Origin of the sequence: Mesorhizobium atlanticum (genome assembly GCF_003289965.1) — a bacterium.
Taxonomy (GTDB): domain Bacteria; phylum Pseudomonadota; class Alphaproteobacteria; order Rhizobiales; family Rhizobiaceae; genus Mesorhizobium; species Mesorhizobium atlanticum.
In genome coordinates, this window is sequence record NZ_QMBQ01000005.1 from 49695 (window position 1) to 75544 (window position 25850).

Annotated in this window: 22 protein-coding genes; 14 read left to right on the forward strand and 8 right to left on the reverse strand. The window is 64.8% G+C overall.

Going from position 1 to position 25850, the window contains the following annotated elements:
- Window positions 1–18: 18 nt before the first annotated feature.
- Window positions 19–675 carry a fructose-6-phosphate aldolase gene (gene fsa, locus DPM35_RS17580; protein ID WP_112128566.1) on the forward strand — a complete coding sequence of 219 codons (657 nt, stop codon included), beginning with the start codon at window positions 19–21 and terminating at the stop codon, window positions 673–675.
- A gap of 203 nt (window positions 676–878) precedes the next feature.
- Here the strand turns inward: fsa and DPM35_RS17585 are convergent, their stop codons facing one another.
- On the reverse strand, window positions 879–1460 hold the full coding sequence (locus DPM35_RS17585) for an LPS assembly lipoprotein LptE (protein WP_112128567.1): 582 nt from the start codon (window positions 1458–1460) through the stop codon (window positions 879–881).
- Window positions 1447–4074, reverse strand: coding sequence for a leucine--tRNA ligase (leuS, locus tag DPM35_RS17590; protein WP_112128568.1), 2628 nt, complete (start codon window positions 4072–4074; stop codon window positions 1447–1449). The genes DPM35_RS17585 and leuS overlap by 14 nt, the downstream gene beginning before the upstream one ends.
- A 290-nt stretch (window positions 4075–4364) precedes the next feature.
- Between leuS and DPM35_RS17595 the strand changes: the two genes are divergently transcribed.
- The 4 genes from DPM35_RS17595 (at window position 4365) to DPM35_RS17610 (ending at window position 6949) form a co-directional block, all read left to right on the forward strand.
- Window positions 4365–5027 (forward strand): YggS family pyridoxal phosphate-dependent enzyme, encoded by a 663-nt coding sequence (locus DPM35_RS17595; RefSeq protein ID WP_112128569.1) that lies wholly within the window; start codon window positions 4365–4367, stop codon window positions 5025–5027.
- Between the two features lie 88 nt (window positions 5028–5115).
- Entirely contained in the window at window positions 5116–5370 is a 255-nt protein-coding gene (locus DPM35_RS17600; RefSeq protein WP_112128570.1) for a type II toxin-antitoxin system Phd/YefM family antitoxin, read from the forward strand.
- Window positions 5370–5771 (forward strand): type II toxin-antitoxin system VapC family toxin, encoded by a 402-nt coding sequence (locus DPM35_RS17605; RefSeq protein WP_112128571.1) that lies wholly within the window; start codon window positions 5370–5372, stop codon window positions 5769–5771. The genes DPM35_RS17600 and DPM35_RS17605 overlap by 1 nt, the downstream gene beginning before the upstream one ends.
- A gap of 128 nt (window positions 5772–5899) precedes the next feature.
- Complete coding sequence (locus tag DPM35_RS17610) at window positions 5900–6949, forward strand: aldo/keto reductase (RefSeq protein ID WP_112128572.1); 1050 nt, start codon at window positions 5900–5902, stop codon at window positions 6947–6949.
- A 63-nt stretch (window positions 6950–7012) separates the two neighbouring features.
- Here the strand turns inward: DPM35_RS17610 and DPM35_RS17615 are convergent, their stop codons facing one another.
- Window positions 7013–7918: a LysR family transcriptional regulator gene (locus DPM35_RS17615; protein ID WP_112128573.1), complete on the reverse strand. Its 906-nt coding sequence runs from the start codon at window positions 7916–7918 to the stop codon at window positions 7013–7015.
- A gap of 121 nt (window positions 7919–8039) precedes the next feature.
- Between DPM35_RS17615 and DPM35_RS17620 the strand changes: the two genes are divergently transcribed.
- Window positions 8040–9227, forward strand: a complete 1188-nt coding sequence (locus tag DPM35_RS17620) for an MFS transporter (protein ID WP_112128574.1) — start codon at window positions 8040–8042, stop codon at window positions 9225–9227.
- A 39-nt stretch (window positions 9228–9266) separates the two neighbouring features.
- Window positions 9267–10301 carry an aldo/keto reductase gene (locus DPM35_RS17625; RefSeq protein ID WP_112128575.1) on the forward strand — a complete coding sequence of 345 codons (1035 nt, stop codon included), beginning with the start codon at window positions 9267–9269 and terminating at the stop codon, window positions 10299–10301.
- Between the two features lie 285 nt (window positions 10302–10586).
- On the opposite strand, the gene DPM35_RS17630 is transcribed toward DPM35_RS17625, so the two are convergent.
- Window positions 10587–10859 (reverse strand): usg protein, encoded by a 273-nt coding sequence (locus DPM35_RS17630; protein ID WP_112128576.1) that lies wholly within the window; start codon window positions 10857–10859, stop codon window positions 10587–10589.
- A gap of 305 nt (window positions 10860–11164) precedes the next feature.
- On the opposite strand from DPM35_RS17630, the gene acs reads away from it, so the two are divergent.
- Both acs and DPM35_RS17640 read left to right on the forward strand, forming a co-directional pair.
- On the forward strand, window positions 11165–13120 hold the full coding sequence (gene acs / locus DPM35_RS17635) for an acetate--CoA ligase (protein ID WP_112128577.1): 1956 nt from the start codon (window positions 11165–11167) through the stop codon (window positions 13118–13120).
- A complete protein-coding gene (locus tag DPM35_RS17640) occupies window positions 13120–13863 on the forward strand; it encodes an MOSC domain-containing protein (RefSeq protein WP_112128578.1) in 744 nt (247 codons plus the stop codon). The genes acs and DPM35_RS17640 overlap by 1 nt, the downstream gene beginning before the upstream one ends.
- Before the next feature lie 287 nt (window positions 13864–14150).
- Here the strand turns inward: DPM35_RS17640 and DPM35_RS17645 are convergent, their stop codons facing one another.
- Both DPM35_RS17645 and DPM35_RS17650 read right to left on the reverse strand, forming a co-directional pair.
- Window positions 14151–15512, reverse strand: a complete 1362-nt coding sequence (locus tag DPM35_RS17645; RefSeq protein WP_112128579.1) for a pilus assembly protein — start codon at window positions 15510–15512, stop codon at window positions 14151–14153.
- A gap of 483 nt (window positions 15513–15995) precedes the next feature.
- The gene (locus DPM35_RS17650) at window positions 15996–16865 is read right to left on the reverse strand and encodes a transglutaminase-like domain-containing protein (protein WP_112128580.1); all 870 of its coding nucleotides are present in this window, start codon (window positions 16863–16865) and stop codon (window positions 15996–15998) included.
- Window positions 16866–17036: 171 nt separating this feature from the next.
- Here DPM35_RS17650 and DPM35_RS17655 point away from each other — a divergent pair, with 171 nt between their 5' ends.
- Window positions 17037–17702, forward strand: a complete 666-nt coding sequence (locus DPM35_RS17655) for an HAD-IA family hydrolase (RefSeq protein WP_112128581.1) — start codon at window positions 17037–17039, stop codon at window positions 17700–17702.
- Between the two features lie 39 nt (window positions 17703–17741).
- Here DPM35_RS17655 and DPM35_RS17660 read toward each other — a convergent pair whose 3' ends face one another.
- A complete protein-coding gene (locus DPM35_RS17660; RefSeq protein ID WP_112128582.1) occupies window positions 17742–17963 on the reverse strand; it encodes a DUF1674 domain-containing protein in 222 nt (73 codons plus the stop codon).
- A gap of 105 nt (window positions 17964–18068) precedes the next feature.
- On the opposite strand from DPM35_RS17660, the gene htpX reads away from it, so the two are divergent.
- The 4 genes from htpX (at window position 18069) to purH (ending at window position 24078) form a co-directional block, all read left to right on the forward strand.
- Window positions 18069–19103, forward strand: coding sequence for a zinc metalloprotease HtpX (htpX, locus tag DPM35_RS17665; RefSeq protein ID WP_112128583.1), 1035 nt, complete (start codon window positions 18069–18071; stop codon window positions 19101–19103).
- On the forward strand, window positions 19100–20476 hold the full coding sequence (locus DPM35_RS17670; RefSeq protein WP_245431571.1) for an RsmB/NOP family class I SAM-dependent RNA methyltransferase: 1377 nt from the start codon (window positions 19100–19102) through the stop codon (window positions 20474–20476). Before htpX ends, DPM35_RS17670 begins: the two co-directional genes overlap by 4 nt.
- Window positions 20477–20625: 149 nt before the next feature.
- Window positions 20626–22350, forward strand: a complete 1725-nt coding sequence (locus tag DPM35_RS17675; RefSeq protein ID WP_112128585.1) for a heparinase II/III family protein — start codon at window positions 20626–20628, stop codon at window positions 22348–22350.
- A 111-nt stretch (window positions 22351–22461) separates the two neighbouring features.
- Window positions 22462–24078 carry a bifunctional phosphoribosylaminoimidazolecarboxamide formyltransferase/IMP cyclohydrolase gene (purH, locus tag DPM35_RS17680; protein WP_112128586.1) on the forward strand — a complete coding sequence of 539 codons (1617 nt, stop codon included), beginning with the start codon at window positions 22462–22464 and terminating at the stop codon, window positions 24076–24078.
- A 204-nt stretch (window positions 24079–24282) separates the two neighbouring features.
- On the opposite strand, the gene DPM35_RS17685 is transcribed toward purH, so the two are convergent.
- The gene (locus tag DPM35_RS17685) at window positions 24283–25698 is read right to left on the reverse strand and encodes an MFS transporter (RefSeq protein WP_181592057.1); all 1416 of its coding nucleotides are present in this window, start codon (window positions 25696–25698) and stop codon (window positions 24283–24285) included.
- Window positions 25699–25850 lie beyond the last annotated feature (152 nt).

Below are 25850 nucleotides of genomic sequence, written 5' to 3' on the forward strand. Positions count from 1 at the left end.
ATCCCCAAGGAGACAGCCATGAAGTTTTTTGTCGACACCGCTGACATCAAGGAAATTAAGGAGCTGCACGATCTGGGGCTTCTCGACGGCGTCACCACCAACCCGTCGCTGATTCTGAAATCGGGCGGCAAGATCGCTGAAGTCACCAAGCAGATCTGCGACATCGTCGAGGGCCCGGTCTCGGCCGAGGTCGTGGCGACCGAATTCAATCAGATGATGGCCGAGGCCGAGGTGCTGGCCAAGATCGCGCCCAATGTCTGCATCAAGGTGCCGCTGACGCTGGACGGCCTGAAGGCCTGCAAGACGATCCGCACCGAGATGAAGCGCATGGTCAACGTCACGCTCTGCTTCTCGGCCAACCAGGCGCTGCTTGCCGCCAAGGCCGGCGCTTCCTTCATCTCGCCCTTCGTCGGCCGCATCGACGACACCGGCTCGGACGGCATGGAGCTGATCTCCGAGATCCGCACCATCTACGACAATTACGACTTCAAGACCGAGATCCTGACCGCCTCGGTGCGCACGGTGAACCATGTCAAGCAGGCGGCGCTGATCGGCGCCGACGTCGTCACCGCGCCGCCGGCGACGCTGAAGGCGCTTGTCAACCACCCGCTGACCGACAAGGGCCTCGCCGCCTTCCTCGCCGACTGGGCCAAGACCGGCCAGAAGATCGGCTGAAGCCGACATCTCGTCAGAACAAAAGGCCAGGTGACCGGCCTTTTTATTTCAAACGGTGCGCGAAGGCGTGCCGAGATTCAGGTGAGGCCGGCCTGCGAACGGTGGTTTACGAGAACCGGAGCGAAGCGTACTGAAGTACGTGAGCACCGGAAGCGGAGAAAACCGCCGTTCGCAGGCCGGCCTCACCTGAATATCGGTACGGCTCAGGCGTTCTTGCCGTGCTTGGCCAGATCCTGCGCGATCGACAGCCGCAGCAGATCAGCCAACTCCCGCGCGGCGCGGTTCTCCGCATCGATCTGTGCTCGGTAGGCCGCGAATTCCTGGCGCGGCCGGTCGAAGGACGACGGGATCGAGCGCTTGCCGACGGCGATCACCGTGTTGGTCGCGGTATCGCGCAACACATAATTGGCCGTCAGCGTGACCGTGCCCGCCGTCGGCTCGTCTTCCTGCGTCTGCACCTGCACGATGGCCGCCGATTCGACCAGCTCGGTAACGCCGAGGTCGAGCGTGTAGGCCGGCGAGGCCGGCTCGCCCGAGCCTTGCCCGAAAGCGAAGATCAGATTGTTGCGCACCTGCTGCGCGTAGCGCGTCTTGACCGGCTTGATCGAGATCGAGGCGAGCTCGGCGGAGGCGCTGAGCTGCGATCCGGGCGAGAGCGGCTGGTTGGAATAGAGCGGCCGCACGGTGCAGGCCGAGACCAGCGCCAGCGCGGCGGCCATGCCGCAGACCGCAAGACGGCCGCGCAGGCGGATCGCATGTGACTTCACCGGATCAGGCAACGACATTGACGATCCTCTGCGGGACGATGATCACCTTGCGCGGAGCCTTACCTTCCAGTGCTTTTTGCACGAAGTCGAGAGCCAGCACCGCTTTTTCGACGGCACCTTGATCCGCGTCGCGGGCAATTGTCAAATCCCCGCGCTTCTTGCCGTTGACCTGCACCGGCAGCACGATCTCGTTGTCGACGACCAGCGCCGGATCGTAGACCGGCCAGGGCCGCTCGGCGACCATCTCCATGCCGCCCAGCGCCTCCCAGCATTCCTCCGCCAGATGCGGCATGACCGGCGCGATGATGTGCACCAGGATCTCCACCGCCTCGCGGCAAGCGCCCTTCAGCGCCGCGTCGGCTTTGCCCTCGGCAACGTCGTTGAGCGGCGTCGCCAGCGCATTGGCGAGCTCGTAGATGCGGGCGATCGCACGGTTGAAGCCGAGCTTCTCGATGTCCTCGCCGACCGCCTTCAGGATCTTGTGCGCGGCCTTGGACACGGCGCCCGCCTCGCCATCCTTCGCCGCCGCCGGCTTCACGCCGGGCAGAGATTCGGCGGCAATCTGCACCAGGCGCCAGATGCGCTGCACGAAGCGATGCGCGCCGGCGGCGCCGTCGTCGGTCCATTCGACATCGCGTTCCGGCGGCGAGTCCGACAGCATGAACCAGCGCGCCGTATCGGCGCCGTAACCGTCGGTGATCTCTTCGGGGCTAACCGTGTTCTTCTTCGACTTCGACATCTTCTCCAGCGCGCCGATCGTCGCCTCCTCGCCGGTGGCGATCTCGACGGCCCGGCGCTTGCCGTTGACGTCCTCGAACCTGACCTCGCTCGGCGACAGCCAGCGTCCGTTGTTCGACGGGCCGCCGACACGGTAGGTCTCGTGCACCACCATGCCTTGCGTGAACAGCCCTTTGAACGGCTCGGCGAGGTTCAGGTGCCCGGTCTCGCGCATGGCGCGGGTGAAGAAGCGCGAATAGAGCAGGTGCAGGATCGCGTGCTCGATGCCGCCGATATACTGGTCGACCGCCAGCCACTCGTCGGCCGCTTTCGGCTCGGTCGGCTCATTCGCCCAGGGCGCGGTGAAGCGCGCGAAATACCACGACGAATCGACGAAGGTATCCATCGTGTCGGTCTCGCGCCGCGCGTCGCGGCCGCATTGCGGGCACTTCACATGCCGCCAGGTCGGGTGACGGTCGAGCGGATTGCCCGGGCGATCGAACTCGATGTCGTCGGGCAGCTTCACCGGCAGGTCGGCCTTCGGCACCGGCACGACGCCGCAGGCTTCGCAATGGATCATCGGGATCGGGCAGCCCCAGTAGCGCTGGCGCGAAATGCCCCAGTCGCGCAGGCGGAAATTCACCTTGCGCTCCGCCATCGGCCGGCCGCCGATCGTCTTTGCTTCCAGCAGCTTCGCCACTTCGTTGAAGGCCTTTTCGGGCTTCATTCCGTCGAGGAAGCGCGAATTGATCATCACGCCGTCGTCGACATAGGCCTCCTCGATGACCTGGAAGGTCTTGGCGTCGCCGTCTTCCGGCATCACCACCGGGATCACCGGCAGGCCGTATTTGTTGGCGAAATCGAGGTCGCGCTGGTCGCCCGACGGGCAGCCGAAAATGGCGCCGGTGCCATATTCCATCAGCACGAAATTGGCGACATAGACCGGCAGCGTCCAATTCTCGTCGAACGGGTGGACGACGCGGATGCCGGTGTCGAAACCCTTCTTCTCGGCCGTCTCCAGCGCCGCCACCGAGGTGCCCATGTGGCGGACCTCCTCGATGAACTTCGCCAGCTCGACATTCTCCTCCGCGGCCTTTCTCGCCAGCGGGTGGTCGGCCGCGACCGCCATGAAGGAAGCGCCGAAGATGGTGTCCGGCCTTGTCGTGTAGACTTCCAGCTCTTGGTGGTCGCCGACAGGCTTTGCCAGCGGCCAGCGGATCAGCAGGCCTTCGGAGCGGCCGATCCAGTTGTGCTGCATCAGCTTGACCTTCTCCGGCCACTCTTCGAGCAGGTTGAGCGAATCCAGCAGATCCTGCGCGAAGTCGGTGATCTTGAAGAACCACTGCGTCAACTCGCGCTGCTCGACCAGCGCGCCCGAGCGCCAGCCGCGGCCGTCGATGACCTGCTCGTTGGCAAGCACGGTCATGTCCTCCGGATCCCAGTTGACCTTGGAGGATTTGCGCGTCACCAGCCCTTTCTCGACGAAGTCGAGGAACAGCATCTGCTGGCGGTGGTAATAGTCGACGTCGCAGGTGGCGAACTCGCGCGCCCAGTCGAGCGACAGGCCCATCATCTTGAGCTGCTCGCGCATGACGGCGATATTTTCGTAGGTCCAGTCCTTGGGATGGACCTTGTTCTGCATGGCGGCGTTTTCGGCCGGCATGCCGAACGCGTCCCAGCCCATCGGATGCAGCACGTTGAAGCCCTTGGCGCGCTTGTAGCGCGCCACCACGTCGCCCATCGTGTAGTTGCGGGTATGGCCGATATGGATCTTGCCCGACGGATAGGGGAACATCTCGAGCACGTAGTATTTCGGCTTCGGATCGTCGTTGCGAGCCTCGAACAGCTTCTTTTCGGCCCAGGCCTTCTGCCATTTGGGCTCTGACGTGCGCGGATTGTAACGTTCGGTTGCCATCGGATGTTTTTCACTTAAAAGCGGATGCGCGGTGCTGGATCAGGACGTGTTGATATTCAGGTCAGGCCGAGCCGAAAATGGCGGGTTCCGAGTACCGGAGCGGAGCGTACTTAAAGTACGTGAGCACCGGAAGCGCAGGAAACCTGCATTTGCAGGCCGGCATCACCTGAATATCGACACGCCTGGGCCGGCAGCCGAGACAATGTCGTCGCGGTGTTCACCATGGATTGCCGGACCCGTCAACTGCGGCGAGCCGGCCCGGCCATGAAAACTATAGGCAGGATAGTGGCATGACGAACGCCGTAGAGCAGCTTCACGCGGTCAAGGCGAAGATCGCGAGCGCCGAACGCGAGGCAAGGGGCGAGCCCGGCACTGTGACGCTGGTGGCGGTGTCGAAGACCTTCGCGGCCGAAGACGTTCGCCCTGTGATCGAGGCCGGCCAGCGCGTTTTCGGCGAGAACCGCGTGCAGGAAGCCCAGGGAAAATGGCCCGCGCTGAAGGAGGCATTTCCCGATCTGGAGCTGCATCTGATCGGCCCGCTCCAATCCAACAAAGCCAAGGAAGCCGTCGCGCTTTTCGATGTCATCGAGACCGTCGACCGCGAGAAGATCGCCGCGGAGCTTTCAAAGGAAATGGCCCGGCAGGGCCGGACGCCAAGACTCTACGTCCAGGTCAACACCGGCTCCGAGCCGCAAAAAGCCGGCATCGAGCCGCGCGAGGCGGTAGCCTTCGTCAAGCGCTGCCGCGAGGTGCATGGCCTCGCCATCGAGGGCCTGATGTGCATTCCGCCGGCCGATGAGAATCCCGGCCCGCATTTCGCGCTGCTGGAAAAGCTGGCCCGCGCGGCCGGCGTCGAAAAGCTCTCGATGGGCATGTCCGGCGACTACGAGACGGCGATCGCCTTCGGCGCGACCAGCGTCAGGGTGGGCTCGGCGATCTTCGGTAGTCGTTGAGTGCCGTCACCAGCTACCTTTCGCCTGGAGTTGATTGATAATCCGCTGTTGCCGCGTTATATCTAGCCAAGCTAGCTAGGAGCTACGGATGAACTGGCATCTTCAGGACGCGAAGAACAATTTTTCAAAAGTGGTCCAGCGCGCGCGAACCGAGGGGCCGCAGACCGTGACGCTTCGCGGCGAACGGGCTGCGGTCGTGCTTTCCGCCGAGGACTACGACCGCCTAGCCGGGAAGAAGAAATCGCTCGCTGAGTATCTTCTGACTGGCCCCGGCTGGGACGATGAGTTTGATAAGGAAATCACCCGCCGCTCGGATACGATGATCCGGGACGTCGACCTCTGATGTATCTGCTGGATACGAACGTTGTTTCAGACGCGCAAAGGCGGCTGCCTAAGCCGACCGCCTGGATAGCTTCGATTGATCCCGCGTCGATCAGTCTTAGTGTCATTACACTGGGTGAGATCGAGCGAGGAATCGTCAAACAGCTCAAGATCGACCCTGAAAGGGCGGCTCGAGTTGATATCTGGCTGCGAGAACTTCGAAGAGACAATGCAGACCGCATTCTTCCCATCACCGAAGAGATTGCATTGACTTGGGGTCGAATTACGGCAGGTCGTACAAGAGGTAATGCGGACACGCTCATAGCAGCGACCGCCCTCGTGCACGACCTTATCCTGGTCACGCGAAACGTCGCCGACTTCGACGGCCTAGGCGCTACAGTCCTCAATCCCTGGGAAGTCTGACCATCCTGGGATCCGCCGTTGGGAACCTCACGCCAAGTTGACCGCCGCACTTGCGCCGGCGCTTGAAACGAAACGGGCCGTTCCTATTTGCCTGTTGTCATTCAATCCTTTTCTCGGGGAATCCCACAATGCGCTACAACCAGCTTGGCAATACCGGCCTGTTCGTCTCGGAACTCTGCCTCGGCACCATGACGTTCGGCGCCGCCGGCCAGAATGCCCAATGGGGGCTGATCGCCAGCCTCGACCAGAAGGGTGTCAACGAGATCGTCGCCCGCTCGATCGCCGCCGGCGTCAATTTCTTCGACACGGCGGATGTCTATTCCTTCGGCCAGTCCGAGCAGTTGCTGGGACAGTCGTTCAAGGACCTCGGTGTAAAACGCTCGGACGTCATCATCGCCACCAAGGTGCATGGCGCCATGGGCAACGGGCCGAACGAACGCGGCTCCTCGCGCGGCCACATCATGGATTCGGTCGACGGCAGCCTGGAGCGGCTGCAGACCGACCATATCGATCTCTATCAGTTGCACGGCACCGACACGGTGACGCCGATCGACGAGACGCTGCGCGCGCTCGATGATCTCGTCGCCAGCGGCAAGGTGCGCTATGTCGGCGTCTCCAACTGGCAGGCCTGGCGCATCGCCAAGGCGCTGGGCATTGCCGAGCGGAAGGGTTTTGCCCGCTTCGAGACCATCCAGTCCTATTACTCGATCGCCGGCCGCGATCTCGAGCGCGAGATCGTGCCTTTGATCGGCGAGGAAAAGCTCGGCCTGATGGTCTGGTCGCCGATGGCCGGTGGGCTGCTTTCCGGCAAATACGGTCCTGGGGCGCCCGGCAATGGCGAAGGCCGCCGCGCTTCCTTCAACTTCCCGCCGGTCAATGAAGACCGCGCCTGGGCGGCGGTCGCCGTCATGCGCGAGGTGGCGAAGAAGCATGATGTCAGCGTCGCCACGGTGGCGCTGGGCTACGTGCTGGCCAAGCCTTTCGTCATGAGCGTCATCATCGGCGCCAGCCGCATGGACCAGCTTGAGCAGAACCTTGCCGCGACCGGTCTGAAGCTCGATACCGACGACCTCGCCAGGCTCGATGAGGTGAGCGCGCTGCCCGCCGAATATCCCGGCTGGATGCTGGAGCGGCAGAGTGCCGGCCGGCGTCCGGCGCCTTTCGTGCCGAAGGCGTGATCCGCCTTCAAATAGGCCGACTTTTTTCGGGAGCCGCGCTTGTTCAAGCGCGGCTCTTCCGTTTCAGAGGCGGACAGTCTCCGCAAGAAAGTCGAGAAAGGCGCGCACCCGGGCCGGCAGGTGCTTGCCCTGGCCGACATAGACGGCGTGCGTCGGCTCCTCGTCGCCGGGATTGAACGTCTCCAGCAACGGTACGAGCCGCCCGGCGGCGATGTCGGGCTCGACATGCCAGCGCGCCAGTCTTGCGATGCCCGCTCCGGCCAATGTCGTCAGCCGCATCGCCTCGCCGTCGCTCACCGTCGAATTGCCAACGATCGGAACCACGACTGGTGTGCCTTTCGCATCCACGAACGGCATGCCGTCGATATGACGCACGAAGCCGAACGCCAGCAGATTGTGGCGGGCCAGTTCGGCCGGCGTCTGTGGCGTGCCGCGCGCTTCCAGATAGGCGGGCGCCGCGACCACCACCATCGGGCTCTGGCCGAGCTTGCGCGCCACCAGCCGTGATTCGCGCAGCGGCCCGGCGCGGATCGCAATATCGGCACGCTCCTCCATCAAGTCAATGACGCTGTCTGTCAGCACCGCCTCGACCGAGATTTCCGGGTAGCGCTCGAGGAAACGCGGCAACAGCGGCATCAGCCGGTGCTGGCCGAACGGCACATAGGAGTTGACCCTGAGCCTGCCGCGCGGCGCCGCGCCCGCGGCCGCCTCGCGCTCGGCCGCGTCGAGATCGGCGAGGATGCGCAGGCCGCTGTCATGGAAAGCGACCCCTTCCGGCGTCAGTTGCAGCTTGCGTGTCGACCGGCTGACCAGCCGCGCGCCGAGCCGTGCCTCCAGCCGCGCGATCAGCTTGCTCACGGCTGACGGCGTCATGCGCAAGGCCCGCGCCGCGGCGGAAAAACTGCCTGTCTCGACGACGCGGACGAACACTTCGATCTCGCCGGAGCGGTTGATTTCGGGTCTCGCCATTCGTGAATCTATTTCACAGAAAATATGCCTGATGCAAGGCTGGTTCACAGCTCGACGGATCACGATTTTTCGCATCGGGGCGCGGGACTTGGGCGTCCTTCAGCACCAAACGGATCCTGCCATGCCCCTTGCTCTCTATGCCCTCACCGCCGGCGCCTTCGGCATCGGTGTCACCGAATTCGTCATCATGGGCCTGCTGCTCGATGTCAGCGCCGATCTCGGCGTCTCGATCTCGGCCGCGGGCCTGCTCATTTCCGGCTACGCGCTGGGTGTCGTCGTCGGCGCGCCGCTGCTTGGCGCCTTGACCGGCCGCCTGCCGCGCAAGACCTTGCTGCTTGCGCTGATGGTGGTCTTCACCGTCGGCAACCTCGCCTGCGCGCTGGCGCCCGACTACTGGACGCTGATGGCGGCGCGTGTGCTCACCGCCTTCGCCCACGCCTCCTTCTTCGGCGTCGGCTCCGTCGTCGCCACCAGCCTGGTCGCGCCCAACCGGAAAGCTTCGGCCATCGCATTGATGTTCACCGGCCTCACCGTCGCCAACATCCTCGGCGTGCCCTTCGGCACCTGGCTCGGCCAGGCCTATGGCTGGCGCTCGACCTTTCTGGCCGTCACGCTGGTCGGCGTCATCGCCTTTGCGGTGATCGCGCTGCTGGTGCCGCGCGACGAACCGGCCGCAGCGGACGAGGAGGAAAGCTCCGAAGGCACGCTCGCCGTGCTCGGCCGCCGGGCGGTGCTGCTCGGCCTTCTGACCACGGTGCTGAGCTGGGTCGGGGTCTTTGCCGCCTTCACCTATCTGGCGCCGATCCTTACCCGCGTCACCGGCTTTTCCGAGGGAGCCGTCTCGCCGATCCTGCTCGTCTTCGGCGGCGGGCTGGTCGCCGGCAACCTGCTTGGCGGACGCCTCGCCGACCGCCATCTGGTGCCGACGGTCGTCGGCACTCTGGTCGCGCTATCGGCGGTGCTGTTCGTCATGACCGCGGCGATCCATCAGCCGATCACGGCGATCATTGCCGTGGGCCTGCTTGGTGCCGCCGCCTTCGCCACTGTCGCGCCGCTGCAGATGTGGGTGCTGGAGAAGGCCAAGGGCGCCGGCCAGGGCCTGGCCTCCTCCTTCAACATCGCCGCCTTCAATCTCGGCAATGCCATCGGCGCCTGGCTCGGCGGCTTCGTCATCGACCACGGGCCCGGCCTCGGCGCCGTCCCCCTCGTCGCCGGCCTGGTGCCGATCGCCGCGCTCGGCGTGGTGCTCACGGCGCTGCGTCTCGAACGCGGCCAAGCGATCGGCGAACCGGTCACGGCCCAGTGCTGACCAACTGAATTCCGCCTTCGACATCCAAGGAGAAAAGTCATGGACTATCGATCTCTCGGCGCCTCCGGCCTGAAGGTGCCGGCGCTTTCCTTCGGCGCCGGAACTTTCGGTGGCTCCGGCCCGCTCTTCGGCCATTGGGGCAACAGCGACGCGCAGGAAGCGCGCCGCCTGGTCGACATCTGCCTGGAGGCTGGTGTCAATCTCTTCGACACGGCCGATGTCTATTCGGCCGGCGCGTCGGAGGAGGTGCTTGGCCAGGCGATCAAGGGCCGCCGCGACGCGGTGCTGATCTCGACCAAGACGTCGCTGCCGATGGGCGACGGTCCGGCCGACTGGGGCTCGTCGCGCTCGCGCCTGATCCGCTCCGTCGACGCGGCGCTGAAGCGCCTCGGCACCGACTACATCGACCTGCTGCAGCTTCACGCCTTCGACGCCTCGACGCCGGTCGAAGAGGTGCTGTCGGCGCTCGACGACCTCGTGCGCTTGGGCAAGCTGCGCTATGTCGGTGTCTCCAACTTTTCCGGCTGGCAGGTGATGAAGTCGCTCGGCCTGGCCGACAAACACGGCTACCCGCGCTATGTCGCGCATCAGGTCTATTATTCGCTGGTCGGCCGCGACTATGAGTGGGAATTGATGCCGCTCGGCCTCGACCAGGGCGTCGGCGCCCTGGTGTGGAGCCCGCTCGGCTGGGGCCGACTGACCGGCAAGATCCGCCGCGGCCAGCCCTTGCCGGAAAAAAGCCGGCTGCACGGCACCGCTGATTTCGGGCCGCCGGTCGAGGACGAGCATCTTTTCAAGGTAGTCGACGCGCTGGAGGCGGTCGCGGTCGAGACCGGCAAGACCGTACCGCAGGTCGCCATCAATTGGCTCTTGCAGCGGCCGACCGTGTCATCGGTGATCATCGGCGCGCGCAACGAAGAGCAGCTCCGCCAGAACCTCGGCGCCGTCGGCTGGGCATTGACGCCCGAGCAGATCAAGGCGCTCGACGAAGCCAGCGCGGTGACGGCGCCCTATCCTTACTTCCCCTATCGCCGGCAGGAAGGCTTTGCCCGACTCAATCCGCCGGCGGTCTGAGACGCGGCCTGCGAAAACGCTCGTAAATGGCCGCAGCCTCTGAACTTCGTCATTCACGGGCGAAGCAGCCGCGAAGCGGCGTCGCGAAGACCCGAGGATCCATTCCGTTACCTCGATCGTAGGGCGCGGCGGAGCAGAATTCTGCACCGTTGCCTAGCGTCAAAGTCACGGAATGGATCCTCGGGTCTGCGCCGCGTCGCTTCGCTCCTTGCTCCGCCCGTGGATGACGAAGTGATGGGCGTTGCCGCCAAACACTCGACGTTCAGAGAACCTCGGCCTCGCCGCTCAGTGCACCAGAAACTCCCCATCCACCTTCCGCCATTCGTTCGGCGCGATCAGCTTGTGATGCGTGTACGTCACCGAATGCAGCGGTCCGTCGAGCTTGGTCTTCCAGAATTCGATGAAGCGGATCAGCACCGGGAACGTCGGCGCGATGTCGTAGTCCTGCCAGATGTAGCTCTGCAGCAAATGCGGATGGTCCGGGAAGTGATAGAGAATCTTGGCCGTGGTCAGCCCGTAGCCCCTGAGCATAAGGTCCAATTCAGAATGGTCGCTCATTGCAGCCCCTAACGGTCGATCTCCTTTCCTCCCAACGTCCGAGTCTGCGCTCAGTTGCTTAACTGTCTATTGATTTTAGCACCTCCAAGGCGAGTTTTCCATCATTAAAACAGTTGGTTAGCAGCGACGGGCAGCGAGTGCTGACAGCGTTTCGCGTTGCCCCTGCGTCATCCCGCCACGCGAATCCAACGTCTAATGTTGCCGTCGCCGCGGAACTGTTAATAATGCCCGCGAATTCGCGGCCGCTTCGCCGCGATGCCGCTGGCGGCTCAAGCCGGTGGAGTGGTTTGGGAGGAAAGCGAGAAATGTCCGATGTGCATGTCCACCGCGTCCAGCCGGCGTGGAAGAAGAACGCGTTGATCGACAACGACACCTATCTCAAATGGTACGCCGACAGCGTGAAGAACCCGGACAAGTTCTGGGGCAAGCACGGCAAGCGCATCGACTGGTTCAAGCCCTTCACGAAGGTCAAGAACACCTCGTTCGACGGCAAGGTCTCGATCAAGTGGTTCGAGGACGGCCAGACCAACGTCTCCTACAACTGCATCGACCGGCATCTGAAGAAGCGCGGTGACCAGACCGCGATCATCTGGGAGGGCGACAACCCTTACGACGACAGGAAGATCACCTATAACGAGCTCTACGCGCATGTCTGCCGCTTCGCCAATGTCTTGAAGAAGCAAGGCGTCAAGAAGGGCGACCGCGTCACCATCTACATGCCGATGATCCCGGAAACGGCCTATGCGATGCTTGCCTGCACGCGTATCGGCGCCATCCATTCGGTCGTGTTCGGCGGCTTCTCGCCCGACGCTCTCGCCGGCCGCATCGACGACTGCAAGTCGACCGTCGTCGTCACCGCCGACGAGGGTCTGCGCGGCGGCAAGCCGATCCCGCTCAAGGACAACACCGACAAGGCGGTCGACATCGCCGCGAAGGCCGGCACCAAGGTCGAGAAGGTCGTGGTGGTTCGCCGCACCGGCGGCAAGACCGGTTGGGTGCCGGGGCGCGACGTCTGGTACCATGACGAGGCAGCGACCGTTAAGGCCGACTGCAAGCCGGAGAAGATGAAGGCGGAGGACCCGCTGTTCATCCTCTACACCTCGGGCTCGACCGGCAAGCCGAAAGGGGTGCTGCACACCACCGCCGGCTATCTCGTCTATGTCTCGATGACGCACCAATATGTGTTCGATTACCATGACGGCGACATCTACTGGTGCACCGCCGATGTCGGCTGGGTCACGGGCCACAGCTATATCGTCTACGGGCCTCTGGCCAACGGCGCCACGACGCTGATGTTCGAAGGCGTGCCGAACTACCCGTCGCAGTCGCGCTTCTGGGAAGTCATCGACAAGCACAACGTCAACATTTTCTACACCGCGCCGACGGCGCTGCGCGCGCTGATGGGCGCCGGCGACCAGCATGTGAAAAAGACCTCGCGCAAGTCGCTGCGCGTGCTGGGCACGGTCGGCGAGCCGATCAATCCGGAAGCCTGGGAGTGGTATTTCAACGTCGTCGGCAACGGCAAGAGGCCGATCGTCGATACCTGGTGGCAGACCGAGACCGGCGGCATCCTGATCACGCCGCTGCCCGGCGCCACGGACCTGAAACCCGGTTCCGCCACGCGGCCCTTTTTCGGCGTTCAGCCGCAGCTGGTCGATGGCGAAGGCAAGGTGCTGGAAGGCGCCACCGACGGCAATCTGTGCATAACCGATTCCTGGCCGGGCCAGATGCGCACCGTCTATGGCGACCACGAGCGGTTCGTGCAGACCTATTTCTCGACCTACAAGGGCAAGTACTTCACCGGCGACGGCTGCCGCCGCGACGCCGACGGCTATTACTGGATCACCGGCCGCGTCGACGACGTCATCAACGTCTCCGGCCACCGCATGGGCACGGCCGAGGTCGAGTCGGCGCTGGTCAGCCACGACAAGGTTTCCGAAGCCGCGGTCGTCGGCTATCCGCATGACATCAAGGGGCAGGGAATCTACTGCTACGTCACGCTGATGGCCGGCGAGACGGGCAGCGAGGACCTGCGCAAGGAGCTCGTCGCCCATGTCCGCAAGGAGATCGGCGCCATCGCCACGCCGGACAAGATCCAGTTCGCGCCCGGCCTGCCCAAGACCCGTTCCGGCAAGATCATGCGCCGCATCCTGCGCAAGATCGCCGAGGACGATTTCGGTTCGCTGGGCGACACCTCGACGCTTGCCGATCCGGCGGTGGTCGACGACCTCGTCGGCAATCGGCAGAACAAGAAGGGCTGATGGCCGGCGAGCTCGGCACCGTCAGCCAGCTCTGGCGCTATCCGGCGAGCTCGCTCGCCGGCGAGCGGCTTGATGCCATCTCGGTCGGGCTGAAGACCGTCGAGGGCGACCGGCTGTTCGGGCTGGTCGACGCTTCCGACGGCGAGATCGCCAGGCCTGACCGCGAAACAAAGTGGCACAAGGTGCCGCTGATCCGTGCCCGGCTGACCGGAGACCGGCGGCTGGAAGTGGTGGTGCCCGGCGGCGGCTGGCTGCCGGCGCCCGATCCGGAAAGCGACCGTGCGGTGTCGGCCTTTCTCGGCTTTGAGGCCTCCATCCGGCCGTTCGGCGCTGAGAACGCGGCGCCCGGTTACGCCGGCCCGCTGACCGAAGCCCGCTATGCCAAGGCGCCGATCCATCTGCTCACCACCGCTTCGCTCGCCAGGCTGAAGGCGCTGCATCCTGAGGGCACACCCGATCCGCGCCGCTTCCGGCCCAACATCGTCGTCGACATGGCGCCGGTCGAAGGCGCCTTCCCGGAGACGGAGTGGATCGGCAGGAAGCTCGCCGTCGGCGATCTCGAGCTCACCGTCTCCGAACCCTGCCGCCGCTGCGGCTTCACCATCATCGCCCAGGACGGCTTCGACACCGACCCCGGCATCCTGCGCAATCTGGTGCGCCACAACGCCCACAATCTCGGCGTCTACTGCACTGTCGACCGGCCGGCGCGGATCGAGAACGGCGCGCCGATGCGCTTCCTCTGACCCACCCCTTGTCTTTTGCTGCAACGCACCCCATCATTGGGGCGTGTTCAACGAACTGAAAGGAGGTGATCCGATGTCGAGTGATTTCGTTTTCCATAACGTGAGCTCTGCGGATTGCACTTCCGGGAAGCAGTCTCCCCGTTAAGGCGCGAGACGCGCGGCAGGTAGCCCGAAGGGGTTACCGCCAGGAGCCGCGTCATGGACGGAAACACGGAAGGCCGCCGGCTTCTTGAAGAAGCGGCGGCCTTTTCCGTTTGGAGGCGGCTTATCGGGCGGCGCGACAGCCGCTACCTGGTTACCGTCAGCTTGTCGATGTTGCGAACGATGTCCTGGAAGGCCTGGTTGAGCTCGGTGCCGTTGGCGGCCTGGTAGAAATGCTTGGCATTGCCCGTGTCCGGGCTGGCGCAGGACTGCAGCGTCGACTTGGCGTTCGTCTCGCTCAGCGCAAAGCCGACGGTGAATATCTCGATGCCCTGATCGCGCATGGCCGCGCAGAGCGTCGTCGCCGCGGTTCGCGTCTGCACCTTGCCGGCACCGTTATAAACCTGATCCGGGCTGTTGGCGTCGAAATAGGACAGGTTGAATTCGCCGTCGGTCATCAGGATCACATATTTGGCGACCTTCTTCGGATCCATCTTGGCCGGCCGTTGCGAGGCCCCCATCACGCTGCCCCAGTTCTCCGAAAGCATGTACCAGGCCCATTGCACGCCGATATGCCCGGCGGTTCCGCCGGAAGCGACAAGGTCCTTGATGACGTTGTTCAGGGTCGACGCATTCGCGGTCAGCGGCTGAACCGTGGCAACGGGGCAGGCTGCTGTGTTGGTCTGCTGGGCAAAGGCCGACAAATAGAGGTCGCGGTTGACCATGCTGACATCCGGGCCGGCATCCGAATATTGATAGGCGCCCTTGCGCTCCGTCGCGCAATTGTCCGGCCGTGTCGACGCCGAGACATATTTCGGATCGTCATTGGCGAGCGCCTGCTTGCGCTCGCTGGGCTTTGTCTCGACAAAGACCGTGCTTGCGGCAAGCGAGCCGACATTGACCGAATTGGCATAAGGCACGATCGCCACCCGCACGCGCGGATTGGTGGCGCTCTGGCCGGTCAGGAAGGAATTGACCGCGTTGCTCGCCGCCGTCCTCAGGTCCTTGATCTTCTGGCCCGCCATCGAGCCGGTAACGTCGAGCATCATCGCCACCTCCACCGTCTTGTCCGAGTAGAGCGCAGTGGTCGAAGCGGTTACGCGCCGCATGCCGTCGGTGCTGAACAGCGGAAAAAAGAGGCCGACATTGGCGTGCGCATCCGCCTGTACGGTGTTGGCCGTCTTGTCGACCGTAAGCTTGTCCAGCACGATCTGCTTGGCCTGCAGGATGCCGGCGGTGCTGTTGGCGTCGAGGAACGCCTGCACCATTTTGCTGGCATCGGCTTCCGTGATGACGCCGAGGGTGAGATCGCGGGCCGTCGAGGTCACGGCGGCGTCGACAACACCCTGCAAGCTCGACTTCGCATTGTAGAGCTGCGAGATATTGACGGCGAATCCCACCCCCAGTGCGAGGACAGATACGGCAGCTCCGAACAGAACCGCGAAACTGCCTTCGCGATTGCGGGTAAAGTCGTCCACCCCACGAACGACACCTCTGAACTGCCGCATCCCTTCCGCCCCACTGGCTGCGGCCTCGTGCCGCTCGGCAAAGGCGTTGCAGGATTTCGGCCAGACCCGGCCGGCCGTCGCGAGAAGATGCTTAACCGCCAGTTAATTCATTGTTTTTGCTGGCTTTCGGCGGATTTATGGGTGAACGGGAAGTAAACGAAAATGCCCTGGCGAAGCAGCCTTCATGAAGCGCTTACCATGATCTCGCGGGCTGTCGCGGCCGTTCTCTCTTCGGCACAATCGAACTGTGCCGAAGCGGGTCAGCGGCAGCCACGAGCCGTGATGAAACAAGTGCGGCGCTGGGTCGGTTGAGATTCAGGTCAGGCCGAGTCGAGAAGCGGCTTCCGCGAACGTGAGCACCGGCCTACGCCGGCCGTAGCCTTCATAGAGCAGATACATTTATGAGGGCCTCGGCCGGCGAAGGCCGGAAGCGCAGGAGGCCGTCCTTCGCAGGCCGGCCTCACCACCTGAATATCACCGACCTCAAGCCAGCATCTGCGCGCTGACCGTCCGGTCGACGCCGTGGTGCGGAGGGTTGAAGCGGTTGCCTTCCTGCTCGTAGGTCCACACCTTGAAAAGGGAGAGCCGATGCGGACCGAAACTGTGCAGCAGCGGTACGTCGGTGGCGTCGCGGCCGCGCGCGATAACGACCCGGCCGATGCGCGGTCGGTTGTGGCGCGGATCGAACGTATACCATTTGCCGTCGAGGAAGACTTCCATCCAGGCCGAGAAGTCCATCGGCGCCGGATCGGCCGGCACGCCGATATCGCCGAGATAGCCGTTCACATAGCGCGCCGGGATGTTCATGCACCGGCAAAGCGTGATCGCCAGATGCGCGAAATCACGGCAGACGCCAACCCGCTCCTCATGTGCCTGGGCCGCCGTACGGGTGGCGCGCGCATAGCCGTAGCCGAAGGAGAGCCGGCTGTTGACATAGTCGACGATCGCCTGGACGCGCGCCCAACCTGGCGGCAACTGGCCGAAACGCTGCCAGGCGACGTCGCTGAGATGATCGGTCTCGCAATAGCGGCTGCCGAGCAGATAGACCAGCACGTCGTCGGGCAGTTCCGCGACCGGCGTTTCCCGCGCCAGCGTGTTGACCTCGTCGGTCTCGCCGCTGTCCTCGATCGCTGCATCGTAGAGGATGCGGAAGCCTCCGGCGGGCGCCGTGAAGCGACGGCAGATATTGCCGTAGCGGTCGTGGTAGGTCCGGGTCGGCACCGACGGCGAGGTCAGGACCCGCGTCTGCCGCTTGATGTCGGCATGCCGGTCGGGATGGATGTCGAGAAGCGAGATGATCGGAGTCGCCGCCGCGCATTCGATGGCAATTTCATAGCCGAGCCGGATCAGCATCGCATCCCCCTTTGTTGATTTTGGAAAGACAGCCCCTTCAACGCAACGAACCGGAGGTTGTTCCCGCGCGGAATCGAAATGCGCGCATCTCGCCTTCTCAGCCAGCGATGGCCCGTCTAAACTGGGTACCACGTTTCGCCTTCCCCGAAAACGATTCTCCAGGAAAACCCGATGTTTGCAGGCTCAAAGTTCATCGCCTTCCTGTTCGACATGGACGGCACGGTGCTCAACTCGATCGCCGCGGCCGAACGGGTATGGACGAAATGGGCCGAGCGTCACGGGCTCGACGTGGCAAGCTTCCTGCCGACGATCCACGGCAAGCGGGCGATCGAGACGATCGCCGGACTGATGCTTCCGGGCGTCGACGCGGTTGCGGAGGCCGATGCGCTGCTCAAGGCCGAGGCGGACGACCTCGAAGGCATCGTCCCGATCCCCGGCGCCGTCGCCTTCCTGGAATCGCTGCCGCCGCAGCGCTGGGCCATCGTCACCTCGGCGCCGCGCGAGCTGGCGCTGTTGCGCATCCAAGCGGCCGGCATCCCGGTTCCCGCCATGATGGTGACGGCGGAAGACGTGGCCCATGGCAAGCCGGCGCCGGATTGTTTTCTCCTAGCGGCCAAGCGTCTCGGCGTCGAGGCGCGCGATTGCCTGGTCTTTGAGGATGCACCGGCAGGCATCGCGGCGGGCGAGGCTTCCGGCGCCTCGGTGATGGTGATCAGCGCCACGCACGTCCACCCGCTCGTCACACTGCACCCGACGATCCGTTCCTATGATGAAATCGGCATTGCGACCGACGAAAGTGGTTTCATCTTTCTGTCGCCGGGTCAGGCGGCGGCCTGAGGATGCAGGCCGGCCTCACCTGAATATCAGCACATCCGGCTAGAAGTCGCTGGTGAGGCCCTTCACCTCCCAATCGCCGTAGCGCCCGGGCTCCTTGCCGCCGCGACCGCCGATTTCCTTCGGCAATTTTGCCTCGGCCTCGCGATATTCCCTGCGCCTGGCCTCGGCCTCCGCCAGCGCGCGGCTCGCGGCCGGCGTCAGCATCTTTCGCGGCCCGTCGCCTTCATCCGCGGTTTCGGTCTTGTTGGTCAGTTCGGTCATGCGATATTCCCTGCCGATTGAAACGGGGCCCGGCCTTTCCCATCATATAGCCATGACGACGAAAGGATCGACCCCAATTCTCCATCACCCCGGACGGATGACACGATGAACACGCTTCGCACCGCCATGCTTCTTGCCGCGATGACGGCGCTGTTCATGGGCGTCGGCTACCTGATCGGCGGCTCGGGCGGCATGGTCATCGCGCTTTTGATCGCCGCCGGCACCAACCTGTTCAGCTACTGGAACGCGGACAAGATGGTGCTGTCGATGAACCGCGCCGTAGAGGTCGACGAGAAGAACGCGCCCGAATATTACGCAATCGTCCAGGCGCTGGCCAAGCAGGCCGGCCTGCCGATGCCGAAGACCTATCTGATCGACAACCCGCAGCCTAACGCCTTCGCCACTGGCCGCAATCCCGAAAATGCCGCCGTGGCCGCGTCCACAGGCCTGCTCGAGCGGCTCTCCCATGAAGAGGTCGCGGCGGTGATGGCGCATGAGCTTGCCCATGTCCAGCATCGCGACACGCTGACGATGACCATCGTGGCGACGCTCGCCGGCGCGATTTCGATGCTAGGCAATTTCGCCTTCTTCCTCGGCGGCAGCCGCGACAACAACAATCCGTTCGGATTCGTCGGCGTGCTGGTGGCCATGCTGGTGGCGCCCTTCGCCGCCATGGTCGTGCAGATGGCGGTGAGCCGCACCCGCGAATACGAGGCCGACCGGCGCGGCGCCGAGATCTGCGGCCACCCGCTGTGGCTGGCCTCGGCGCTCGCCAAGATCGCGCGCGGCGCCGAGCAGATTCCCAATGAGGACGCCGAGCGCAACCCGGCAATGGCGCATCTCTTCATCATCAATCCGCTTCACGGCGAGCGCATGGACAATCTGTTCTCGACCCATCCGAGCACGGAGAACCGCATCGCCGCCCTGCAGGAGATGGCGCGCGCGATGGGCGGCCCAGCGCCAGCCAGCCGTCGACAGGCTTCGCCGCCACCCATCCAGCCCGAGGAGGCGCCGTCCGGCCCTTGGGGTAAGCGGCCGGGATCCGCACCGCCTGCCGAACCGGAGCAGCCGAAACCCAATCCGTGGGGCCGTAACCCGACCGGACCGCGCAATGTCCGCTCGAAGGGCCCCTGGTCGTGACGCCGCCGAGGCGCGGAAAGCCAGGCAATCCGCAACGCAAGGCCGATGATGAGAACATCGCCGGCCTTGCCGCGCGCAAGGCGGCGGCGCGGCTGCTGGCTGCCGTCATCGATGCCCGTACGCCGTTGGACGGATTGACCGACAACGAGCACGGCCACCCGCAGTACAAGGCGCTGGACGGCCGCGACCGCGCGCTGGTGCGCGCCATACTGGTGACCGCGCTGCGCCATCGCATGACCGTTGCCGGGCTGCTGTCCAGGCGGCTGGAAAAGCCGCTGCCGCCCAATGCCACGGCGCTCTCGCACATCTTGCATGTCGCCGCCGCGCAGATCCTGTTCCTCGATGTTCCCGACAGCGCCGCCGTCGACCTTGCCGTCACCCATGCCAAATCCGATCCGCGCACGCTGCGCTTCTCCGGCCTCGTCAACGGGGTGCTGCGTTCGCTTGCCCGGGCCAAGGAGGCCGAGCTTGGCCCGGCGCTTGCCGCCACCAGCGAGGCCCCGCAATGGTTCGCCGAGCGGCTGACCGGCGCTTACGGCGCCGACAGGGCGCGCGCCATTCTTGCCGCGCATCGCAACGAGGCGCCCGTCGATTTCACCGTCAAGGCCGATCCGGCGCTCTGGGCCGAGCGCCTGGGCGGCATCGTTCTGCCGACCGGCACGGTGCGTGTCGAAAAGCTGTCGGCCAACGTCGCCGACCTGCCCGGTTTCACTGATGGTGCCTGGTGGGTGCAGGACACGGCCGCCAGCCTGCCGGCGCGCCTGTTCGGCGACATAAGTGGCCAGCGCGTAGCCGACCTCTGCGCCGCGCCCGGCGGCAAGACCGCGCAGCTTATCCTCGCCGGTGCCAGCGTCACCGCGGTCGACACCTCGAAGAACCGGCTGGCGCGGCTGAAGCAGAATCTCGACCGCCTCGGACTGACGGCCGAGCTCGTCCAGACCGACCTTCTGGACTACCGGCCGGCGCGCTTGTTCGACGCCGTGCTGCTCGACGCGCCCTGCTCCTCGACCGGAACCGTGCGCCGTCACCCCGATGTGCCGTGGACCAAGACCATGGCCGATGTCGAAAAGCTCGCCGCCCTCCAGCGAAAGCTGCTTGCCCACGCCTTCACGCTGGTCAGGCCCGGCGGCCGCATCGTCTTTTCCAACTGCTCGCTCGACCCGCTCGAAGGCGAGGAACTTTACCGCGCCTTCCTTGCCGAAACCCCAGAGGTGATCGACGACCCGATCCGCCCGGGCGAGTTCGCCGACGTCGACCCGTTCCTTACATCTGCGGGCACGCTGCGCACGACGCCCGCCGACCTGACGCTTGAATCGCCAGCGATTTCCGGACTGGACGGCTTCTTCGCGGCACGGATGAGACGGGCCGGTTGAATCGTTATCTCGCAAAAACTTGCTGACTTTTTTAGGGATCGGTACCGGCAAAGCGGCGTGAAGCGGTTCACTTAGGCGAATTCCGCCTTCGCATAAGTTCTTGAATCGCATAAGCTTGTGCTTGGGTTACGGGGACATCAGGAGGGCTTTTGGCACTTGTTGCCGGCAACACGACGCGTCTATGGACGCTCGTCGCGAAGGAGTTCTGGCGCAAGACGCGCCGGCGTTTGCGCGCCGGTCCGGTCTATCGCTGGCGCTATTCCGGCCGCACGCCTGAACGTGTCCTGATCGCCCCGCCGGATTTGCGGCTCGCGGATCCGCAGATCGCGCTGGAGATTTATTACGGCCGCTACCCGCTGTCCGGCCATCTGGTCGAGACCGGCGGCACCTCGCCCTTTCAGCTCGACGTGCCCAATCGCGGCTGGCAGAAATCGCTGCATGGCTTCCGCTGGCTGCGCCATATGCGCGCCGCCGGCACCGAGCTCGCCGCCGCCAATGCCAGGGCGTTGGTGACCGACTGGATCGCCATGCACGGCAACCAGATTTCCGGCGTCGCCTGGGAACCGGGAACGACGGCCAAGCGCGTGATAGCCTGGCTGCAGCATTCCTCGGTGGTGCTGCAAGGCGCCGAATTCCCCTTCTATCGCGCCTTCCTCAAATCGCTTGCCGTACAGATCCGCTACCTGCGCTCGATGGCGCGCGAGATGCCGGATGGCGAGGCCAGGCTGCGCGCCCGCATCGCGCTCGCCTTCGCCGCCCTGTCCCTACCGGCACCGGCCTCGGCGCTGCGTTCCGCGACGCGCAACCTGGCTGAGGAGCTGGAGCATCAGATCCTGCCCGATGGCGGCCACATCTCGCGCAAACCGATGGCGGTGCTGGAGCTGCTCGCCGATCTCCTGCCGCTGCGCCAGACCTATGCCAACCAGGCCGAGGCGCCGCCGGCGGCCTTGATCGGGGCCATCGACCGCATGTTGCCGGCGCTGCGCTTCTTCCGCCACCAGGACGGCAGCCTGGCCCGCTTCAACGGCATGGGCGCCACCATCCATGACCGCATCGCCACCATCATGCGCCATGACGACACGGTGGGCGCGCCGCTGCTGCACGCGCCGCATTCCGGCTATGAGCGCCTTTCGATGGGCGGCGTGACGGTGATCGCCGACACCGGACTGCCGCCGCCGATCGATGTCTCCAACGCCGCGCATGCCGGCTGTCTCGCCTTCGAGCTCTCGTCCGGTCGCCTGCACTTCATCGTCAATGCCGGCATCGACACGTACGGCGCCCCGGAATTCCGGCCGCTCGCGCGCGCCACCGCCGCGCATTCGACCGCGACGATCAACGATACCTCGTCGGCGCGCTTCAGCCATTCGCTGCGGGTCAGCGACCTTTTGGGCTCGCCGCTGATCGGCGGCCCGCAGCACGTGCCCTGCAAGCGCCTCGACCAGAAGGGCATGCAGGGCTTCGTTGCCCGCCATGACGGCTATGTCCAGCAATTCGGTTTCCTGCATGAGCGCGAGCTGAAGCTCGGCACGAACGGCAACGTGCTTGCCGGCCGCGACCGTTTCCTGCGCCCGGGCAATGCCACGATCCGCAACAATGGCCGCGACTTCGTCACGGTGCGCTTCCATGTCCACCCCGACATCACCCTTCTGCAGGATGACCACGACCGGCTGACGCTTGCCGCCGCGCAGGGCGACAGCTGGGTCTTCACCTGCGCCGAAGTGGTGCCGGAGGTCGAGGAATCGATCTATTTCGCCGGCCTGAGTGGCCCGCGCCGCAGCCGGCAGATCGTGCTCGCCTTCAAGGCCTCGGAGATTGCCGAGGTCCACTGGCAGCTGACCCGCACCGATATCGCCGGCTATCCCGAAAACAACTGAGCCTGCCGGCAAACGCGGCTGCGCGCCTGACCCCGGATTCACTTGATTTCCGGGGCTCATATGCTAGGGCCGGCCAACGTCCCTTCCAACAGCTCTGAAAGGCCGCCCGCCATGGCCGTGCCCACAAAAAACATTCCGGCGCCGGATCTCGTTCCGGTGCGCCGCGCGCTGCTTTCCGCCTTCGACAAGACCGGCCTGGTCGATTTTGCCAAAGCGCTCGCCGCTTCCGGCGTCGAGCTGGTTTCGACGGGCGGCACGGCAAAGACCATTGCCGAGGCCGGCCTCGCGGTGCGCGACGTTTCCGAGCTCACCGGCTTTCCCGAGATCATGGACGGCCGGGTGAAGACCTTGCATCCATCCGTGCACGGCGCGCTGCTCGGCATCCGTGACGATGCCGAGCATGCCAAAGCCATGCGCGACCACCACATCGAACCGATCGACCTGGTCGTCTCGAACCTCTATCCGTTCGAGGAGGTGCGCCGCTCCGGCGCCGGCTATGCCTCGATCGTCGAGAACATCGACATCGGCGGCCCGGCGATGATCCGCGCCTCGGCCAAGAATCACGCCTATGTCGCCATCGTCACCGACCCGGCCGACTATGCTTCCGTGGTCAACGCATTGGAGATGAATCTCGGCTCGCTGTCGCTCGAATTCCGTAAGATGCTGGCGGCCAAGGCCTTTGCCCGCACCGCAACTTACGACGCGGCGATTTCCGGATGGTTCGCCGAGGAACTCCAGATCGAGCACCCGACATGGCGCGCTTTCGGCGGCCGGCTCGATCAGGTGATGCGCTATGGCGAGAACCCGCATCAGAATGCGGGCTTCTATCTCTCGGGCGACAAGCGGCCGGGTGTCGCCACGGCCATGCAACTGCAGGGCAAGCAGCTCTCCTACAACAACATCAACGACACCGATGCCGCCTTCGAGCTGGTCGGCGAGTTCGATCCGGCCCGCTCGGCGGCAATCGCCATCATCAAGCACGCCAACCCTTGCGGTGTCGCCGAAGGCTCGTCGCTGAAGGCAGCCTACGCCAAGGCGCTGGCCTGCGACCCGGTCTCGGCCTTCGGCGGCATCGTCGCCATGAACCGCATCCTCGACGCCGAGGCGGCGGAGGAGATCGTGAAAACCTTCACCGAGGTGATCATCGCGCCGGACGCCACTGACGAAGCCGCCGCGATCGTCGCGGCGAAGAAGAATTTGCGCCTGCTGGTCACCGGGGGCCTGCCCGACCCGCGCGCCGCCGGCACGACGGTGAAGTCGGTCGCCGGCGGGCTTTTGGTGCAAAGCCGCGACAATGCCGTCGTGGATGACCTCGAGCTGAAAGTGGTGACCAAGCGCGCGCCGACGCCGGCGGAACTGGCCGACCTCAAATTCGCCTTCCGCGTCGCCAAGCACGTGAAGTCCAACGCCATCGTCTATGTGAAGAACGGCGCGACGGTCGGCATCGGCGCCGGCCAGATGAGCCGCGTCGATTCCTCGCGCATCGCCGCCCGCAAGGCGCTAGACGCGGCGGAAGCGGCGGGCCTCGCCGAACCGCTGACCAAGGGTTCGGTGGTTGCCTCAGACGCCTTCTTCCCCTTCGCCGACGGACTATTGTCGGCGATCGAAGCCGGCGCCACGGCCGTCATCCAGCCCGGCGGCTCGATGCGCGACGACGACGTCATCGCCGCCGCCGACGAGCACGGCATCGCCATGGTGTTCACCGGCGTGAGGCATTTCAGGCATTGAGCACTGTTTCCTTCTCCCCCTGTGGGAGAAGGTGGATCGGCGCGCAGCGCCGAGACGGATGAGGGGTGCTCCAGCGGGGCGATACGTCCGGAAACTGAATGATTCCAGGCGCTTACTTCTTCGGCGCAGCGATCCTTCCAACACCCCTCATCCGACCGAGCTTCGCTCGGCCACCTTCTCCCACAAGGGGAGAAGGAGAAGACGCTACCCCTTCGGCTTGTCCGCCGGGTAGGGCGTCCCCGCCAGGATCGCCATACCCAGCCCGAGGAACAGGATGATCGCCGCCATGCCGAGCCGCGGCGAATCGCTCATCGTGGTGATGGTCGCCACCATGAACGGCGCCAGGAAGCTGGTCGCCCGCCCCGCCAGCGCATAGATGCCGAAATAGCGCCCCGACTCCGCGGCGGTGACGCTGCGCGCCATGTAGGAGCGCGACGAGGCCTGCACCGGTCCGAAGGCAAGCCCTATCAGCAGGCCGTAGAGGATATAGGCCTTCTCGGCCGCGGTGCCGAACAGTCCGCCGGAATCGGTTGTCGGCAGCGCTATCAGGCCGAGCAAAGTGAAGCCGGGCCCGGTCGAGACGACGCCGATCGTGGCGACCGAGAGCATCACCAGCGAGATCATCACCACCGCCTTGGAGCCAAGCGCGGTATCGAGCCGGGCTGCGATCCAGCAGCCGAAGATGGCGACGATGTTGAGGATGATGCCGAACAGGCCGATCTCGGTGATCGACCATTGGAACATGCCGGCCGCGAAGGTGCCGCCGAGCGCCAGCAGCGCATTGACGCCGTCCTGATAGATCATGCGGGCCAAAAGGAAGCGCAGGATGCCGCTGCGCTGGCGCACCTCGGCAAGCGTCGACTTCAGCTCGGACAGGCCCTCGCGCACCGCCGGTCCGATCGGGATTCCCTTGCTGGCGTCGGGCGTGAAGAAGAACATCGGCAGGATGAACAGGAAATACCAGCCGGCCGACATTGGCCCGGTGAAGCGCGCATCCTCGCCGAGCTTCGGGTCGAGCCCGAACAATGGGTCAAGGCCGATGAGCGTCTTGCCGGTTTCCAGATTGCCGGCCAGGAACAGCACGACGAAGATCAGCGCCACCATGCCGCCGAGATAGCCAAGTCCCCAGGCGACATTGGAAATGCGGCCGATCTCTTCCTTCGGCACCAGCCGCGGCATCATCGAATCGTTGAACACGGTGGAAAATTCGGCCGCAACCGAGGCCAACGAGAACAGCAGCACGACCAGGAAGAGGTTCGAGCCGGGTGCGGCGAACCACAGCAAGGTGAGGCTGACGATCTTTATCGTGGCGAAGAAAGCAATCCACGGCTTGCGCGGCCCGGTCTGGTCGGCGATCGAGCCGAGCACCGGCGACAGTACCGCGATGACCAGGCCCGCCGCGGCAATGCCGTAGCCCCAGGCAGCCTGCCCGGCGGTCGGGTCGCTCGCCATGCGCGAGACGAAATAGGGGCCGAAGATGAAGGTGGTGACGACGGTGAAGAAAGGCTGCGCCGCCCAGTCGAAGAACATCCAGCCCCAGATGCCGCGCCCCGATGCCCGCTGCACTGTCTCTACTGCCGCCATGCTTTCTCCCCTGGCATCGCTCGCGTCGGGCGCCATGTCTGCATGTTTTCAGGCAGCGATGCAAATGAACAAGCGCGGGCCGGCGCGCTGGGTTCCTCGCCCCACGGGGTGGGGAGAGGTGGCTCGGCGAAGCCGAGACGGAGAGGGGAATGCGGCGACCTCCGCGGTTGATCATTCAAGGAAGGCCT

Excerpts from the sequence above, each read along its gene's own strand:
- fsa (WP_112128566.1), top strand. The coding sequence starts at position 19 with ATGAAGTTTTTTGTCGACACCGCTGACATCAAGGAAATTAAGGAGCTG.
- DPM35_RS17585 (WP_112128567.1), bottom strand. The coding sequence starts at position 1,460 with ATGTCGTTGCCTGATCCGGTGAAGTCACATGCGATCCGCCTGCGCGGC.
- leuS (WP_112128568.1), bottom strand. The coding sequence starts at position 4,074 with ATGGCAACCGAACGTTACAATCCGCGCACGTCAGAGCCCAAATGGCAG.
- DPM35_RS17595 (WP_112128569.1), top strand. The coding sequence starts at position 4,365 with ATGACGAACGCCGTAGAGCAGCTTCACGCGGTCAAGGCGAAGATCGCG.
- DPM35_RS17600 (WP_112128570.1), top strand. The coding sequence starts at position 5,116 with ATGAACTGGCATCTTCAGGACGCGAAGAACAATTTTTCAAAAGTGGTC.
- DPM35_RS17605 (WP_112128571.1), top strand. The coding sequence starts at position 5,370 with ATGTATCTGCTGGATACGAACGTTGTTTCAGACGCGCAAAGGCGGCTG.
- DPM35_RS17610 (WP_112128572.1), top strand. The coding sequence starts at position 5,900 with ATGCGCTACAACCAGCTTGGCAATACCGGCCTGTTCGTCTCGGAACTC.
- DPM35_RS17615 (WP_112128573.1), bottom strand. The coding sequence starts at position 7,918 with ATGGCGAGACCCGAAATCAACCGCTCCGGCGAGATCGAAGTGTTCGTC.
- DPM35_RS17620 (WP_112128574.1), top strand. The coding sequence starts at position 8,040 with ATGCCCCTTGCTCTCTATGCCCTCACCGCCGGCGCCTTCGGCATCGGT.
- DPM35_RS17625 (WP_112128575.1), top strand. The coding sequence starts at position 9,267 with ATGGACTATCGATCTCTCGGCGCCTCCGGCCTGAAGGTGCCGGCGCTT.
- DPM35_RS17630 (WP_112128576.1), bottom strand. The coding sequence starts at position 10,859 with ATGAGCGACCATTCTGAATTGGACCTTATGCTCAGGGGCTACGGGCTG.
- acs (WP_112128577.1), top strand. The coding sequence starts at position 11,165 with ATGTCCGATGTGCATGTCCACCGCGTCCAGCCGGCGTGGAAGAAGAAC.
- DPM35_RS17640 (WP_112128578.1), top strand. The coding sequence starts at position 13,120 with ATGGCCGGCGAGCTCGGCACCGTCAGCCAGCTCTGGCGCTATCCGGCG.
- DPM35_RS17645 (WP_112128579.1), bottom strand. The coding sequence starts at position 15,512 with ATGCGGCAGTTCAGAGGTGTCGTTCGTGGGGTGGACGACTTTACCCGC.
- DPM35_RS17650 (WP_112128580.1), bottom strand. The coding sequence starts at position 16,865 with ATGCTGATCCGGCTCGGCTATGAAATTGCCATCGAATGCGCGGCGGCG.
- DPM35_RS17655 (WP_112128581.1), top strand. The coding sequence starts at position 17,037 with ATGTTTGCAGGCTCAAAGTTCATCGCCTTCCTGTTCGACATGGACGGC.
- DPM35_RS17660 (WP_112128582.1), bottom strand. The coding sequence starts at position 17,963 with ATGACCGAACTGACCAACAAGACCGAAACCGCGGATGAAGGCGACGGG.
- htpX (WP_112128583.1), top strand. The coding sequence starts at position 18,069 with ATGAACACGCTTCGCACCGCCATGCTTCTTGCCGCGATGACGGCGCTG.
- purH (WP_112128586.1), top strand. The coding sequence starts at position 22,462 with ATGGCCGTGCCCACAAAAAACATTCCGGCGCCGGATCTCGTTCCGGTG.
- DPM35_RS17685 (WP_181592057.1), bottom strand. The coding sequence starts at position 25,698 with ATGGCGCCCGACGCGAGCGATGCCAGGGGAGAAAGCATGGCGGCAGTA.